Source organism: Microbacterium sp. LWH3-1.2, assembly GCF_040675855.1.
Taxonomy (GTDB): domain Bacteria; phylum Actinomycetota; class Actinomycetes; order Actinomycetales; family Microbacteriaceae; genus Microbacterium.
In genome coordinates, this window is sequence record NZ_JBEGIK010000001.1 from 2886374 (window position 1) to 2902419 (window position 16046).

12 protein-coding genes are annotated in these 16046 nt (G+C 69.7%); 6 read left to right on the forward strand and 6 right to left on the reverse strand.

Translation table 11 applies throughout. The features are described 5' to 3' along the window. Window positions 1-91: 91 nt before the first annotated feature. Both rplS and MRBLWH3_RS13485 read right to left on the reverse strand, forming a co-directional pair. Entirely contained in the window at window positions 92-442 is a 351-nt protein-coding gene (gene rplS, locus MRBLWH3_RS13480) for a 50S ribosomal protein L19 (protein WP_045297891.1), read from the reverse strand. Between the two features lie 169 nt (window positions 443-611). Beyond that, window positions 612-1106, reverse strand: a complete 495-nt coding sequence (locus tag MRBLWH3_RS13485; RefSeq protein ID WP_363432792.1) for an MFS transporter permease — start codon at window positions 1104-1106, stop codon at window positions 612-614. Between the two features lie 118 nt (window positions 1107-1224). Here MRBLWH3_RS13485 and map point away from each other — a divergent pair, with 118 nt between their 5' ends. Further along, window positions 1225-2007, forward strand: coding sequence for a type I methionyl aminopeptidase (gene map, locus MRBLWH3_RS13490; RefSeq protein ID WP_363432795.1), 783 nt, complete (start codon window positions 1225-1227; stop codon window positions 2005-2007). A gap of 2 nt (window positions 2008-2009) precedes the next feature. On the opposite strand, the gene treZ is transcribed toward map, so the two are convergent. The 3 genes from treZ to glgX are packed head-to-tail and all read right to left on the reverse strand — an operon-like array spanning window position 2010 to window position 8306. After that, the gene (treZ, locus tag MRBLWH3_RS13495; RefSeq protein ID WP_414685406.1) at window positions 2010-3740 is read right to left on the reverse strand and encodes a malto-oligosyltrehalose trehalohydrolase; all 1731 of its coding nucleotides are present in this window, start codon (window positions 3738-3740) and stop codon (window positions 2010-2012) included. Beyond that, window positions 3740-6082 carry a malto-oligosyltrehalose synthase gene (gene treY, locus MRBLWH3_RS13500; protein WP_363432801.1) on the reverse strand — a complete coding sequence of 781 codons (2343 nt, stop codon included), beginning with the start codon at window positions 6080-6082 and terminating at the stop codon, window positions 3740-3742. The genes treZ and treY overlap by 1 nt, the downstream gene beginning before the upstream one ends. 10 nt (window positions 6083-6092) lie before the next feature. Then, a complete protein-coding gene (gene glgX / locus MRBLWH3_RS13505) occupies window positions 6093-8306 on the reverse strand; it encodes a glycogen debranching protein GlgX (protein ID WP_363432804.1) in 2214 nt (737 codons plus the stop codon). A 299-nt stretch (window positions 8307-8605) separates the two neighbouring features. Between glgX and nirB the strand changes: the two genes are divergently transcribed. From nirB to MRBLWH3_RS13525, 4 genes are read left to right on the forward strand one after another with little or no spacing between them, the layout of a single operon-like run. Next, window positions 8606-11185: a nitrite reductase large subunit NirB gene (gene nirB, locus MRBLWH3_RS13510; RefSeq protein ID WP_363432807.1), complete on the forward strand. Its 2580-nt coding sequence runs from the start codon at window positions 8606-8608 to the stop codon at window positions 11183-11185. Continuing rightward, on the forward strand, window positions 11182-11574 hold the full coding sequence (nirD, locus tag MRBLWH3_RS13515; protein WP_363432810.1) for a nitrite reductase small subunit NirD: 393 nt from the start codon (window positions 11182-11184) through the stop codon (window positions 11572-11574). Before nirB ends, nirD begins: the two co-directional genes overlap by 4 nt. Beyond that, window positions 11574-12347: a uroporphyrinogen-III C-methyltransferase gene (gene cobA, locus MRBLWH3_RS13520; RefSeq protein ID WP_363432813.1), complete on the forward strand. Its 774-nt coding sequence runs from the start codon at window positions 11574-11576 to the stop codon at window positions 12345-12347. The genes nirD and cobA overlap by 1 nt, the downstream gene beginning before the upstream one ends. Continuing rightward, the gene (locus MRBLWH3_RS13525; protein ID WP_363432816.1) at window positions 12344-13480 is read left to right on the forward strand and encodes a uroporphyrinogen-III synthase; all 1137 of its coding nucleotides are present in this window, start codon (window positions 12344-12346) and stop codon (window positions 13478-13480) included. Before cobA ends, MRBLWH3_RS13525 begins: the two co-directional genes overlap by 4 nt. Before the next feature lie 43 nt (window positions 13481-13523). On the opposite strand, the gene trmD is transcribed toward MRBLWH3_RS13525, so the two are convergent. Beyond that, a complete protein-coding gene (trmD, locus tag MRBLWH3_RS13530) occupies window positions 13524-14219 on the reverse strand; it encodes a tRNA (guanosine(37)-N1)-methyltransferase TrmD (RefSeq protein WP_363432819.1) in 696 nt (231 codons plus the stop codon). A 181-nt stretch (window positions 14220-14400) separates the two neighbouring features. Here trmD and MRBLWH3_RS13535 point away from each other — a divergent pair, with 181 nt between their 5' ends. Continuing rightward, window positions 14401-15834 carry an MFS transporter gene (locus MRBLWH3_RS13535; RefSeq protein WP_363432822.1) on the forward strand — a complete coding sequence of 478 codons (1434 nt, stop codon included), beginning with the start codon at window positions 14401-14403 and terminating at the stop codon, window positions 15832-15834. The last annotated feature ends 212 nt before the right edge of the window (window positions 15835-16046 follow it).

The following is a 16046-nucleotide window of genomic DNA, read 5'->3' on the forward strand; positions in this document are numbered from 1 at the left end:
TCAAGGGTCGCACACTCCGGCCCTTCCGGAGTACGACGAGGCCCCGGACCTCTGTGGTCCGGGGCCTCGCGAAAACGCTGCGAGAGGAGCGTCAGTTGCTCTCGCGCTTCTCCTTGATCTTGGCCTTCTTGCCACGGAGGTTGCGCAGGTAGTACAGCTTCGCGCGACGCACGTCACCGCGGGTCACGACCTCGATGTGGTCGATGACCGGGGAGTGCACCGGGAAGGTGCGCTCGACGCCGACCTGGAAGCTGATCTTGCGGACCGTGAAGGTCTCGCGCACGCCGTCGCCCGAGCGGCCGATGACGACGCCCTGGAAGACCTGGATACGCGAGCGGTTGCCCTCGGTGATGTTGACGTGCACCTTCACGGTGTCGCCGGCGTTGAACGCGGGGATGTCGGAGCGGAGCGAAGCCGCGTCGACGGCGTCGAGGATCTGCATGATCGTCTCTCTCTGCGGCCGCCACAGGTCGACCGCGGGAAGGATGGTAAAGGACTAGAGCGTGCCGCAGGCCTCCGGCATGAAGCCGTCCAGCTGGTTCCCCTGAGGCAGAACCGGTCAGGGCACAAACATCCATTCTGCCATGGATGCCGCACCCGGCCAAAACGCGTCAGTTCGCGGGCGGCGTCTGCTTCTCCGTGATGACGATGACCTCGCGCGGAGGCGCCTCGGGCGCGTCCGACGGGGCCGGGATGTACGCGACCCCCTCCGACGCGCGCAAGACGAACCGCGAGGGTCGCGCCTCACTCCACAGCTGCCACAGCTCGAGCCAGAACAGACCGACGCCGGCGAGGATCGCGACGACCATCACGGGTGCCCACCACGCTTCCGCGAAGAAGCCGAGTGAGATCACGAGGAGGTGCCAGACCGTGAAGCCCAGGGCGTCCCACCAGGAGACGGCGCGGTGCGCACGAACCGTGCCCCGCGCACGCACCAGGAGCGTGAGGAGGAGCTGCCACAGGAACACGCCCGGGATGGCGAGGAACAGCACCCACAGGAAGGCCCATCCTCCGGCGTTGAACACGGCCCATCCGACGAGGAGCCACAGCGGCAGCAGGAAGGCGGCCGGGATCAGCCAGCCGAAGAATGCGCGACGCAGCCACATGCCACTGATGGTACGCCCGCGGACGACGCCGTGGTCCGCTTCCGCGTGCCGCAGAACATCCTCCCGGCGCTGCGCCGACCGGTCAGACAGAATGGAGGGGAACGAGAGGATCCCCCACATGATCGAGTTGCGCACGCCTGCCGAGATCGAGGCGATGAAGCCCGCCGGGCGGTTCGTCGCCGAGACCCTCGCGACGCTGCGCGACGAGACCAAGGTGGGGACGAACCTGCTCGCGATCGACCGTCGAGCGCACGACCTCATCCGCCGCGCCGGGGCCGAGTCCTGCTACATCGACTACCACCCGTCGTTCGGGGCCCGCCCGTTCGGGAAGGTCATCTGCACGTCCGTCAACGATGCGGTGCTGCACGGCCTCCCCTTCGACTACACCCTGCGCGACGGCGACCTCGTCTCGCTCGACTTCGCTGTGTCGGTGAACGGCTGGGTCGCTGACTCGGCTGTCTCGTTCGTCGTCGGCACACCACGCGACGAGGACCTCTCGCTCATCGACACGACCGAACGCGCGCTGGCCGCCGCCATCGACGCGGCGGCGGTGGGAAATCGCATCGGCGACATCTCGGCGTCGATCGCCGCGATCGCGCACGCCGACGGCTACTCGATCAACACCGACTTCGGCGGCCACGGCGTCGGTCGCGAGATGCACGGCGATCCGCACGTCGCGAACGACGGCAAGGCGGGCCGCGGCTACCCTCTCCGCGCGGGTCTCGTCCTCGCACTGGAGCCGTGGTTCCTGCAGACGACCGACGAGCTCGTCACCGACCCCGACGGCTGGACGCTCCGATCGGCCGACGGCTCCCGAGGCGCTCACTCCGAGCACACCGTCGCGATCACCGACGGCGGCCCGATCGTCCTCACCGACCGATCGTGGCTCGGCGTCGCCTGATCTCACCGGCCTCGGTCCGCGAGGACAACGGCTGACCGCGCCGGCAGCGCCGCCGTCCCGTCGACCACGTACGCGTCCGGGTCGGTGGCCAGGTGCACGTCGGTGGCCTCCGGAGCGGGAACCATGACCGGCTCGTCGGCGAAGTTCACCAGAACCTCGGTCCTGCCACGGCGCAGCCGGAACCAGCGCTGCTCTTCGTCCGCCTCGGCCGTGAAGTCACGCAGGTCCGGTTCCGTCAGGTCGGCATGCCCCCGGCGGAGCCGGAGGAGGGATCGATAGAGCGCGAGGATCCGGGCGTGGACACCGGCATCCGTCTCCGACCACCGCAGCTTGGAGCGCTGGAACGTCTCAGGATCCTGTGGATCGGGCACCACCGACTCGTCCCACCCCATCGCCGCGAACTCGGCCTTGCGCCCGCGCGCCGTCGCTTCGCCGAGTTCCGGCTCCGGGTGCGACGTGAAGAACTGCCACGGCGTCGACGCAGCCCACTCCTCCCCCATGAACAGCATCGGTGTGAAGGGGGTGAGGACGGTGAGGACCGCGGCGATCGCGAGACCGCCCTCGTCCAGCGTCTGCGAGAGCCGGTCGCCCGCCGCGCGATTGCCGATCTGGTCGTGGTCCTGTGAGAACGTGACCAGTCGCCAGGCCGGGATACGGGGATCGATGGGATGCCCGTGCTCACGCCCCCGGAACGACGACCAGGTGCCGTCGTGGAAGAACCCTCGCGTCGAAGCCTTGACGAGAGCGGCCAGGGGGGCGAAGTCGGCGTAATAGCCCGCGGTCTCGCCGGTCAGCGCGACGTGCAGCGCGTGGTGGTAGTCATCGCTCCACTGCGCCGTCAGGCCGTAGCCGTCGGCCTCACGCGCAGCGATCAGCCGCGCATCGTTCAAGTCGGACTCCGCAATGAGGGTGAGCGGCCTCCCCAGATGCGCGCTCAGCGCGTCGACCGCCTCGGCCAGCTCCTGCAGGATGTGGATGGGCGAGCGATCCTTGAGCGCGTGGACGGCGTCGAGGCGCAGACCGTCGACGTGGTGGTCGCGGAGCCACATCAGCGCGTTCTCGACGATGAAGCGGCGCACCTCGGGCTCGTCGAGGTCGACGGATGAGCCCCACGTGTTCGACTCGGCGTCACGCAGGTACGGGCCGAACTCGGGCAGATAGTTGCCGCTGGGGCCGAGGTGGTTGTACACGACGTCCTGGATGACGGCGATGCCGTGGGCATGGCACGCGTCGACGAAGCGCTGGTAGGCGGCAGGCCCGCCGTAGGGCTCGTGCACGGCGTACCAGAGCACGCCGTCGTAGCCCCAGTTGTGGACGCCGTTGAAGCCGTTCACCGGCAGCAGCTCCACGAAGTCGATGCCCAGCTCCACGAGGTGCCCGAGCCGGTCGATCGCGGCATCCAGCGTCCCCTCCGGTGTGAAGGTGCCGACATGCAGCTCGTAGACGACTCCGCCCGCGAGCTGGCGTCCTGTCCAGGTCGCGTCCGCCCACTCGTGCGCCGCGGGATCGAAGACGGCACTGAGTTCATGGACGCCACGCGGCTGCCTGCGCGAGCGCGGATCCGGGCGGGCATGGTCCGCGCCGTCGAGGACGAACCCGTACTCGTCTCCATCGTGGAGTTCGGTTTCGGCGCGCCACCATCCGCCCCCGACGGGTGCCATCACACAATCGTCACCGCGCCCGGCCACACGGAGTGCCACGCTGTCGGCGCGCGGCGCCCACACCTCGGGGATCACGGGAGCTCTCCCGCGACGAGGAGGGCTACGGGATAGAGGTCCAGCAGCTCCGCCAGCAGGACGTGTCCGGAGTACACGCGTCCCGTCAGCACATCGGTCGTGGGCCCCGCATGGCGCAGCAGCATCGTGTCCTCCCAGGGTGAGCCGGTGGCTTCGCCCCGCTCCGCCAAGCCGACGGGCAGCCGTGTGGCCACCGCTACCGCACCGCCACGATCGACGGCGATCGCGTGATCCGCCGCGGCGCCGACGACCGTCATGGGTGTGTATCGGGTGAAGAGCTCGGGCCGGTCTCGACGCAGTCGCAGCGCGCGGGCGGTGACGAGCAGCTTCGCCGCGCCGGTCCTGTCGACGACAGGCTGTGCTCCTGCGTCGATGAGCGACAGGAGGCGACGGCGCTCGTCGAAGTCCACGGGTCGACGATTGTCGGGGTCGACCAGGCTCTGCTCCCAGAGCTCGCTCCCTTGGTAGACGTCGGGCACGCCGGGTCCCGTGAGCTGCAGCAGCTTCGCCGAGAGAGAGTTCGACCATCCGGCGCCCTCGATCTCCGACACGAACGACTCCAGCCGCGCAGCGACGTCGTGGTCGTCGAACGCCCCGTCGACCACGACGTGCATGCGGCGCTCGAACGCCTCGTCCGGTGCGAGCCACGACGTTGCCTCGGCGGCCTCGCGCGCAGCCTTCTCGGCGTAGGCGTGCAGGCGCTCCCGGGAGGCCGGCCACGCACCCACGATCGCCTGCCAGAGCAGCGCGTCGAAAGGACCGTGACCGGTGGTGGCAGCATCCGTCAGCTCTTCGAGGACCTGCGCCCAGCGTGCCGGGATCTCCGCCAGCACCGCGAGCCGCGCGCGCACGTCCTCCCCCCGCTTGGTGTCGTGGGTCGACAGCGTCGTCATGGAATGGGGCCATGCTGCGTGCCGCGCCGCCTGCGCAGCGTGGAAGCGGTCGACAGGCAGCGCGAAAACCGACGGATCCGCGCCGACTTCGGTCAAGGTGCCGAGGCGAGTCGCGCGGTAGAACGCGGTGTCCTCGACGCCCTTGGCCATCACCATGCCGCTCGTCTGCTGAAATCGCAGGGCGGCAGGATGCTGCGGATCGGCCAGGGCCGGAAGCACGGCGTCGAGCGCACCGGCCAGATCCGGACGGTGCATCCGCGCCGCCGCGGCCGCCTCGTCGAGGTGCTCGCGTCCGGCGGGCAGGTAGGAACGGTACACGGGGAAGCGTGCGAGCAGCTCGACGAGCGCGTCCTGCGTGGCGGGCTCGTCCGGCACACCCAGGTCGCGCGCGAGCCGGCGCACCTCTGAGCGCAGGATGCCCTCGCCGACGGCGCGCTTGGTGCCGGCTATCACCTCCGCCCACGGGAGCGCAGCCGGCAGATCGGATGCCGCGCGCAGCCGTTCGTCGAGCGTGCCCAGTCCCGGCTCGCCGGACGGATCCACCAGAACGCGGTCGATGTCGGCGAGCGTCTCGTAGCCCGTCGTGCCCTCGGCGGCGAAGAACTGCGGGAGGTCCTCGCCGTGCTCGAGGATCTTCTCGACCGCCACGTATGCGCCGCCCGTGAGCTCCTGCAGCCGCTCGAGGTACTCGACGGGAGCGCGCAGGCCGTCCGGATGGTCGACTCGCAGGCCGTCCACCAGCCCCTCGGCGAACCAGTTGCCGACCTCCGCGTGGGTCTCGTCGAACACGGCGCGATCTTCGACCCGCACGGCCGCCAGGCTCGACACCCCGAAGAAGCGGCGGTAGTTCAGGTCGTACGCCTCTCTCCGCCAGTCCATGAGCTCGTAATGCTGTCGATCGTGCACATCCAGGACATCGTCACCGACGGCGGCACTGCCCGGCGCGAGCGGGTACCGGTGGTCGTAGTAGCGGAGCTCGCCGCCCTCGACGCGCAGCGCTCCCGAGGAGGCGGCGGCACCGACATCCTCGCCGAGGACCGGGAGGCGCACCCTGCCGCCGCCGAACGCCCAGTCGATATCGAATGCGGCCGCGTGACGCGACGCGGGCCCGTGGGCAAGGACGTCCCACCACCAGGCGTTCTGCTCGGCGCGCGCCACGCCGACGTGGTTCGGGACGATGTCGACGAGGATGCCGAGCCCCGCGTCGTGGAAGACACGCGAAGCGCGCTCGAGCGCGCGGCGGCCCCCCCGAGCCGGGTCGACGGTGGTGGGGTCCACGACGTCGTAGCCGTGGTCCGAGCCCTCCGACGCCGTGAGGATGGGTGACAAGTACACCCAGTCCGCCCCGAGATCGCTCAGGTACTGCTGCAGGACAGCGGCGTCGTCGAGGGTGAACGACTGTCGGATCTGGAGGCGGTACGTGGATCTCGGTCGAGGCGTCGGCACGGCGGTCCTCTCAGCGGGAGAGCTCGGGACGGGGGGCGGCGCCCGGAACCTCGTCGATGCCGGCGACGCTCGTCACGGCAAGCGACGCGGCGACCGAGTGATCGATCTCGGGCTCGGGCAGCTCATGCTCGCGGAGCACCATGAGGGAACGCCCCGGCACCAACAGCGTGGAGCCGGGCTCCACCGGCGCGGTGTTCGCGTGCAGACCGGCGGTGTCGACGATGACATCCCATTCAGGGCTGAACTCCACGTCGGGGATGACGAAGTCGACCACGTCGTCGCCCGCGTTGAACAGCACGATGAAGTGGTCGTCGGTGATCGGGTCTCCGCGGCGATCCCGCTCCCGGATGCCGTCGCCGTTGAGGAACACGGCCACCGCGCGCCCGAAGCCCGAGTCCCAGTCCTCGGGCTGCATCTGCGACCCGTCCGGACGCGCCCAGGCGATGTCGGGGATGGGCGCGCCCTCCTCGCGGCGCACAGGACGGCCGTCGAAGAAGCGACGCCGGCGGAAGGTCGGGTGCTCGCGGCGCAGGCGTGCCAAGGCGGCCGTGAACTCGACCAGCGGCTGATCCGGGGCCGACCAGTCCACCCACGTGATCTCGTTGTCCTGTGCGTAGCCGTTGTTGTTCCCCTGCTGGGTTCGGCCGAGCTCGTCGCCGTGCAGCAGCATCGGCACCCCCTGCGACAGCAGCAGCGTTGCGATGAAGTTGCGCTGTTGGCGCGCGCGCAGCGCCAGGACGTCCGGGTCGTCCGTCGGTCCTTCGACGCCGCCGTTCCAGGAACGGTTGTCGTCGGCACCGTCGCGGTTGTCTTCCCCGTTGGCCTCGTTGTGCTTCTCGTCGTAAGAGACGAGATCGCGCAGCGTGAACCCGTCGTGCGCCGTGACGAAGTTGATGGATGCCACCGGACGCCGGCCGGAATGCTCATAGAGATCGGACGAGCCGGTGAGCCGCGAGGCGAACTCCCCCAGCGTCGCAGGTTCACCCCGCCAGAAGTCTCGGACGGTGTCGCGGTACTTGCCGTTCCACTCGGTCCACTGAGGGGGGAAGTTGCCGACCTGGTAGCCGCCCGGCCCGACGTCCCACGGCTCCGCGATGAGCTTGACCTGCGACACCACCGGGTCCTGCTGCACGAGTTCGAAGAACGCCGCCAGGCGGTCGACTTCGTAGAACTCGCGCGCAAGCGTCGATGCGAGGTCGAACCGGAAGCCGTCCACGTGCATCTCGAGCACCCAGTAGCGCAGCGAGTCCATGATGAGTTGCAACGTGTGCGGGTTGCCGACGTTGAGGCTGTTCCCGGTGCCGGTGTAGTCCGTGTAGTAGCGCTTGTCGTCGTCTTCCAGCCGGTAGTAGGCCTCGTTGTCGATGCCCCGCATCGACAGAGTGGGTCCCAGATGGTTGCCTTCGGCCGTGTGGTTGTACACGACGTCGAGGATCACCTCGATGCCGGCGGCGTGGAGCGCCTTGACCATCGCCTTGAACTCCTGCACCTGCTGGCCGCGCTGTCCGCTCGACGAGTAGGTGTTCTGAGGGGCGAGGAAGGCGATCGTGTTGTAGCCCCAGTAGTTCGAGAGTCCCTTCTGCTCCAACACCGAGTCGTCGACGAACTGGTGCACCGGCATCAGCTCGATCGCCGTCACGCCGAGCTTCTGAAGGTGCTCGATGATGGCGGGGTGCGCGATGGCGCTGTACGTCCCGCGGATGTCCTCCGGGATCGACGGATGCAGCTGGGTGAGCCCTCGGACATGCGCCTCATAGATGAAGGACTCGGCGTACGGCGTCTTCGGTTGCCGGTCTCCGCTCCAGTCGAAGTACGGATTCACGACGACGCCCATCATCTGCTGCGCGGCGGAGTCCTCGTCGTTGCGTGAGTCCGGATCGCCGAATTCATAGCCGAACACGGACTGACCCCACTGGATCTGCCCCTCGACGGCCTTGGCATACGGATCGAGCAGGAGCTTGTTCGGGTTGAACCTCTTGCCCTGCGAGGGGTCGTAGTCGCCGTGGACGCGGTAGCCGTAGCGCTGGCCGGGCTGCACGGACGGAACGTATCCGTGATGGACGAAGGCGTCCACGTCAACGAGCTCGACGCGGGTCTCGCCGCCGTCATCGTCGAACAGGCACAGCTCGACGCGTTCGGCCCCCTCGCTGTACAGAGCGAAGTTGGTGCCGCTTCCATCGAAGGTCGCACCAAGCGGGTAGGGGGATCCGGGCCAGATCTGCATGCACGCTCCATTTCGGCGGGGCCTTCACCCTAGCGGGAGACGGTGACAGGCCTCCCGGGGTGGCGCGTGCGGCAGAGACACGGTAGGCGCCCCGCTTTTCACAACACTGCGCAGAACGGTGTGAGAGAAACGTTCGCTCGAGGTAATCGCCGCCCACGGGAGGCGAAACACCGCCCTCGTAGCGTCAACGTGACCGAGACGTCCGCCCCAGAGGAGGAGCCATGGCCCACCGCGACCGCGTCAACAGCCGGAAACACGACGCTGACGCTGCTGCAACATCACCCGCGTACGGTGACGGCATGAGTGAGACCCCTGCCCTCGGCACCCACGTGGTGATCGTCGGCGCGGGCATGGTCGCCCACCGCTTCGTCGAGAGCCTGCTCAGCCGGGCCGGCGAGGAGTGGCGCATCACGCTCATCGGCGAGGAGGAGCGCCACCCCTACGACCGGGTGGGACTGACCGGGTTCTTCGCGGGCGCCTCCCCCGAAGACCTGGAGCTCGAACGCGCAGTGCTCGACGACGAGCGCGTGCGGTTCCTCCGCGGCGAGGCCGTCACCCGCATCGACCGCGGCGCGCGTCGCGTGACGACGCGCAGCGGCACGAGCGTCGCCTACGACCGTCTCGTCCTCGCGACAGGCTCCTACGCCGCACGTCTGGCCGTCGACGGCTTCGGCCTCGAAGGCTGTTTCGTGTACCGCACCCTCGACGACGTCGAGGAGCTCGAGGAGTTCGTGCAGCGCCGCTCGGCCGAGCTCGGGCGTCCGCTCGTCGGCACCGTCATCGGCGGCGGACTCCTCGGACTCGAGGCCGCGGGCGCCCTGCAGGGCCTCGACGTCGACTGCACGGTGGTCCAGTCCTCCGACCGGCTGATGTCGGCGCAGCTGGATCTCCCCGCAGGCAACGCCCTGCGGCGCCTCATCGAATCGCGCGGCATCGCGGTCAAGACCGAGGCGGTCACGACCCGCCTCGACCCCGACCGTTCCGGGCAGGTGACGGGCCTCGAGTTCCGCGACGGCACCTACGCGCGCACCGACGTCGTGGTCTTCACTGTCGGCGTGCGGCCTCGCGACGAGCTCGCGCGCACCGCGGGCCTCGACGTGCACCCTCGCGGCGGCGTGCTGATCGACGCCGGCTGCCAGACGTCCGATCCCCGCGTGCTGGCGATCGGCGAGGTCGCCAATTACGACGGAATGTGCGTCGGCCTCGTTGCTCCCGGCTATGCCATGGCCGAGGTCGCCGCGACGCGCCTGCTCGGTGGCGAGGCATCCTTCCCCGGTTACGACCTGTCGACGAAGCTCAAGCTGTCGGGCGTGGATGTTGCCAGCTTCGGCGACGCCTTCGCCGAGACGCCTGGCGCGCTGGACGTCACCTACGCCGATCCCGTGGCCGGCGTCTACAAGAAGCTCGTGCTCTCGGACGACGCGAAAACGCTGCTCGGCGGCATCCTCGTCGGCGACGCATCGGCGTACGGGTCGCTCCGGCCGCTCGTCGGCGGCGCGCTGGGCGGTGACCCTGCCGCCTATCTCATGCCCGAGGGCGGCGTCGCCGCACCGACCGGCGACCTTCCCGACGAGGCGCTCGTGTGCTCGTGCAACAGCGTCACGGCGGGGGCCATCCGCCACGCGGTGCACGAGGAGGGCTGCACGGATGTCGCGGCCATCAAGTTCTGCACGAAGGCCGGGGCCGCGTGCGGTTCGTGCGTGATGATGGTCAAGAAGATCGTCGGCACCGAGCTCGCGAAGTCCGGAGCGGCGCTCAGCAACGCGATCTGCGAGCACTTCGACATGTCGCGTCGCCAGCTGTTCGACGCCGTGCGGGTGTCGGGTCTTGAGACCTTCAGCGCCGTCATCGAGCGCTTCGGCACCGGTCGCGGCTGCGACATCTGCAAGCCGGCCCTCGCCAGCATCCTGTCGACGCTCGTGCGGGGCCACGTGCTCGAGGGCGAGAACGCCACTCTGCAGGACACCAACGACCACGTGATGGCGAACCTCCAGAAGGACGGCAGCTACTCGGTGGTCCCCCGCATCCCCGGCGGCGAGATCACGCCAGAGGGGCTGCTGGTCATCGGCCAGGTCGCGAAGGACTTCGGTCTCTACACGAAGATCACGGGCGGCCAGCGGATCGATATGTTCGGCGCCCGCCTCGAGCAGCTGCCCGAGATCTGGAAGCAGCTCGTGGACGCCGGCTTCGAGTCCGGCCACGCGTACGGCAAGTCGCTGCGCACGGTGAAGTCGTGCGTCGGCTCGACGTGGTGCCGCTATGGCGTGCAGGACTCGGTCGGCATGGCGGTGCAGCTCGAGCTGCGCTACCGGGGGCTCCGCTCGCCGCACAAGCTGAAGCTCGGCGTCTCGGGCTGCGCCCGGGAGTGCGCGGAGGCGCGCGGCAAGGACGTCGGCGTGATCGCCACCGAGGCGGGCTGGAACATGTACGTCGGTGGCAACGGCGGCTTCACGCCCCGCCACGCGGTCCTGCTCGCCGAGGGACTCAGCGACGATGAGCTCCTCACGGCCATCGACCGGTTCCTGATGTACTACATCTTCACCGCCGACCGCCTGCAGCGCACTGCGCCGTGGTTCGAGGACCTGGACGGCGGCATCCAGGGTCTGCGCGACGTCATCTTCGAGGACAGTCTCGGCATCTGCGCCGACCTCGACGCTGCGATGGCGGCCCACCTCGACTCGTACGAGGACGAGTGGAAGGCGACCCTCGAAGACCCTGAGAAGCTCCGCCGGTTCGCGTCGTTCGTCAACGCGCCGACCACGCCCGACCCCTCGCTGGCCTACACCGCCGAGCGCGGCCAGCCCCGACCCGCCACCGAGGATGAGCGCGCCGACTCGCGCGTCCTCATCGCCGGAACGACCCTGGAGGTGCGCCGATGACCCTCGTCGAGCCGCAGACGGACGAGTACACCGCCCCGGACGGATGGGTGCGCGTGTGCGCTCTGGACGACCTCGAGGTGGAGCGCGGCCGCGCCGCGCTCCTCGGTGGCACGCAGATCGCGCTCTTCCTCCTGCACGGCCCCGACGGGTCGGCGGGCCGCGTCCACGCCGTCTCGAACCTTGACCCCTACAGCCACGCGCACGTCATCTCGCGCGGCATCGTCGGCACCCGGCAGGACGTTCCCACGGTCGCCTCGCCGATGTACAAGCAGGTGTTCGACCTGCGCACCGGCGTCTGCCTCGACACGCAGGGCAAGGAGCCGAAGAGCCTGCACGTCTGGCCGGTGACCGTCGACGCCGGGCACGTCCTGGTCCGCTGGGACGAGTGATGACCGGGCGAGCGAAGAGCACCGTCGGGCGCGTCGACCTCATTGGTGGCGGCCCGGGTCCCATCGATCTGCTCACACTGCGAGCCTGGCGCCTGCTGACGCGGGCGGAGGTCGTCGTCATGGACAGGCTCGGTCCGACCGACATCCGCGACCACGTGGGTCCCGACGTCGAGATCATCGACGTGGGCAAGCTGCCCGGCCACCACCCGGTCCCGCAGGACGAGATCAACGAGCTCCTCGTCGACCGCGCCCGCGCGGGCAAGCGCGTGGTGCGCCTCAAAGGTGGAGACCCGTTCGTCTTCGGCCGCGGCGGCGAGGAGGTGGCCGCGTGTCTCGCGGCGGGCATTCCCGTCGACGTCGTGCCCGGCATCTCGAGCGCCGTCGCCGTACCCCAGGCCGCCGGCATCCCGATCACCCATCGCGGTGTCGCGGGGGCGGTGCACATCATGAACGGTCCCTCGGAGGTGACCGAGGCCACGCTCGCGGCTCTCCGTGACGACTCCGTGACGACGGTCATCCTCATGGGCGTCGGCGCCCTGCCGCGCATCGTGTCGGACGCCTTGCACGCCGGGGTGCCGGCCGATCGCCCCGTCGCGATCGTCGAGCGCGGCCACCACCGCGATCAGCGCACGACCCGCAGTACCCTGGGGTGTGTCGTGGTCGACGCGGGCCTCGCCGGCGTGCGCAATCCCGCGGTCATCGTGGTCGGCGAGGTCGCTCGCGCCGGGCTGCTGCTTCCCGACCCCCAACTGGCAGGTGACATCGTCCTTTGAGCTCCACCCCCCGCCCCACCCTCTCGGCCGCACTCGACGGCTGCACGATCGTCATCGCTGTCGATCGTCGCTCCTCGGAGCTTGCCGCCGCGCTCGAGCGTCACGGCGCGCAGGTGCGCCACGCGCCCGCGCTGACGATCGTGCCGCACATCGACGATGACGCACTGATCGCCGCGACGCGCAAGCTCATCGCGCTGCAGCCCGACGTGGTCGTCGCGACGACCGGCGTGGGCTTCCGCGGCTGGATGGAGGCCGCCGACGAAGCCGGGCTCCTCGACGACCTCCACCTCGCCCTGTCGCGCGCCCAGATCGTCGCGCGCGGGCCCAAGGCTCGCGGCGCGATCCAGCAGGCGGGCCTCACCGCCGACTGGGTGGCGGAGTCCGAGACCTCGGCCGAGCTGGGAGAGTTCCTCCTCGCCGAGGGCGTCGCGGGCAAGCGCGTAGCGGTCCAGCACCACGGCTCCGGGGCCGATGGCCTCGATGAGCTGTTCGAGGGCGCGGGCGCGGAGGTCGTGAGCCTCACCGTGTACCGCTGGGGTCCTCCTCCCGACCCCGCCGCGGTGTCGCGCTCCGTCGTCGCGGCGGCGCAGGGCGAGGTCGACGCGGTCCTGTTCACGTCCGCCCCCGGCGCCGCGGAGTGGATCGCTGCCGCGCGGGGCGAGGGCGTGCACGACGAGATCGTCGACCGCGAGGCGGAGGGACGCCTTCTCATGGCCGCCGTCGGACCGATCACCGCCGGGCCGCTGCAGGATGCGGGCCTTCACCCGCTGATCGCCGAGCGTGGCCGCCTCGGCTCGCTGGTGCGGGCTGTCGTCACGCACTTCGGCGGGGGTGGCGCGGCGTCACTGGCGACCTCGGCGGGACGCCTCGAACTGCGCAGCACGGGCATCGTGCTCGACGGCCGCCACATCCCCCTGTCGCGAAGCGCCACCGACATCGTCGCCGCGCTGTTCGACGCCCATGGCGGCGTCGTGTCGCGACCTCGCCTGCAGGCGGCGCTTCCGCGATCGGGTGAGAACACCCACGCCGTGGAGATGGCCGTCGCACGGCTCCGCGAGTCGCTGGGGGTCCCCGACCTGGTGAAGACCGTGGTCAAGCGCGGCTACCGGCTCAACGTCATCGAATCTGCTTGACGCCGCCAGTCGGACCCTCAGCGCTTGCGGCATCCGGCCGTCCTCAGGCGGCGGGATCCCGATCCGGCAGCAGGTCGGGCCGGTGCGCCCGGGTGCGCTCCAGACTCTGCTCGTGCCGCCACGAGGCGATCGCACCGTGGTTGCCGCTGAGCAGCACCGGCGGCACCTCGTGCCCGCGCCACTCGGCGGGCTTCGTGTAGCTCGGGTACTCGAGCAGGCCGAGCTCGTGCGATTCCTCCACGAGGCTCTCAGGGTTGCCGACGACGCCGGGGATGAGGCGCGACACGGCCTCGATCACCGCCATCGCGGCCACCTCTCCCCCGTTGAGCACATAGTCGCCGAGGCTCACGAGCCGCACTCGCCCGCGCGCCGAGTAGTGGTCGACGACGCGCTGATCGATCCCTTCGTAGCGTCCGCAGGCGAACACGAGGTGCTCCTCGCCGGCGAGCTCGCGCGCCATCGGCTGGGAGAACAGCTCGCCGGCGGGCGACGGCACCAGCAGCACGGCGTCGTCGCTCAGCACCTGGTCGAGGGCCTCACCCCAGGGTTCCGGCTTCATCACCATGCCGGCGCCGCCTCCGTAGGGGGTGTCGTCGACGGTGCGGTGCCGATCGTGTGTCCAGTCCCGCAGGTCGTGGACGTGCATGTCGAGGATGCCCCGATCACGGGCCTTCCCGATCAGCGAGACGCCGAGCACGTCGAAGAACGTCGGGAAGATCGTGACGATGTCGACGCGCATGCCTTCGAGTCTAGGAGCCTGGCGTGTTTCCGACGTGTGACGGGGCGTCCACCTCGGGCCGCGGCGTCCGTGATCGAGAAGTGACGGAGAGGTAACCGGGTGGGCAGACGGGCCGAAACACGGGGTCCCTAACGTGGAGACACACTCACCCCCAAGTGTCTGCTCACCTCAGGGAGGCGCCATGACCACGACCGATACGCCGTCGATGACGGATACCGCTGATCCATCCCGCACCATCGCCCCGGCCGATGCGCCGGTCACCCTCACCCATCGCCCGGGCCGCTGGATCGACGGCTGGAATGCGGAGAACTCCACGTTCTGGGCGGCCTCGGGCCGCGCCATCGCGCGGCGCAACCTCGGCTGGTCCATCTTCGCCGAGTTCCTCGGGTTCATCATCTGGCAGCTGTGGAGCATCGTCGTCGTGATGCTGCCGGCCGCCGGCTTCCAGCTCACCAGCTCGGAGTCGTTCTGGCTCATCTCGCTGCCGAGCCTCGTCGGCGCCACGCTGCGCTTCCCGTACACGTTCATGGTCGCGATCTTCGGCGGCCGCAACTGGACGATCGTGTCGGCGGGCCTGCTGCTCATCCCGGCCGTGCTCCTCGGCATCGTCGTCGCGAACCCCGAGACCCCGTTCGGCGTGCTGCTGCTCGTCGCGGCCCTCGGCGGCGTCGGCGGCGGCAACTTCGCGAGTTCGATGGCCAACATCACCTACTTCTTCCCGCAGAAGGAGAAGGGCTGGGCCCTCGGCCTGAACGCCGCCGGCGGCAACCTCGGTACCTCGGTCGCGCAGTTCGCCGTGCCGATCGCGGTGACCATCGGCGCCGGCGCGACCCTCAATATCTCGCTCGCCGGCTGGATGTGGATCCCGCTCATCCTCGTCGCGATGTGGGGCGCATGGCGCTACATGGACAACCTGTCGTCGGCCAAGGCGGACTTCGGCGGCTCCGCCGCGGCGCTGCGCGAACCTCACCTGTGGATCATGGCGGTGCTCTACATCGGCACCTTCGGCTCGTTCATCGGCTTCGCGAGCGTCTTCCCGAAGCTCATCGCCGACCAGTTCCCCGAGTTCTCGACGATCCAGGTCGGACAGGCGGCCGTCTCGCTGGCCTTCCTCGGCGCGCTCGTCGGCTCGCTCGCCCGCCCGTATGGCGGAAAGCTCGCCGATCGGTTCGGCGGCGCACGCGTCACCGTCGGCGCCTTCTCGATCATGGCTCTCGGCGCGCTGGCGCTCGTCTGGACGCTGCCGATGCACAACTTCGTGGTGTTCCTCGCGTGCTTCCTCGTGCTGTTCGCGGCCACCGGAATGGGCAACGGCTCGACCTACCGCATGATCCCGAGCATCTTCGCCGCGCGCTCTCAGGCGCGGGGGTACGAGCCGGGCACGCCGGAGTCGACGAAGATGATCCGCAAGGCGGCCGCAGCTCTCGGACTCATCTCGGCGATCGGCGCCTACGGCGGCTTCCTCGTGCCGCAGGTGCTCAACGCCTCGCAGCTCGCCACGGGCGGCTACCAGGCCGCGTTCTACGGCTTCGTCGCCGCATACGTCGGGCTGCTGCTGCTCACGGTGTTCGTGTACGTGATCCCGCGCACCTCGCTGGCCAAGCAGCGCATCTGACGCGCGTGCTCAGCAGAAGAGCGGATGCCTCGACCAGAGGCATCCGCTCTTCTCATGTGTGAGCGATGATGGCCGCGCGCCGCGACCCTCCCGGCGGGCATGTCCCGCGCTCGCTCGCAAGACCCGGCACGCGCAGCGGGACTCGGGACAGGAGGGCGAGGCATCGGGACATGCCTGCCCTGGGGTTCTGCCCTGTCAGCGCGATCCGGGTG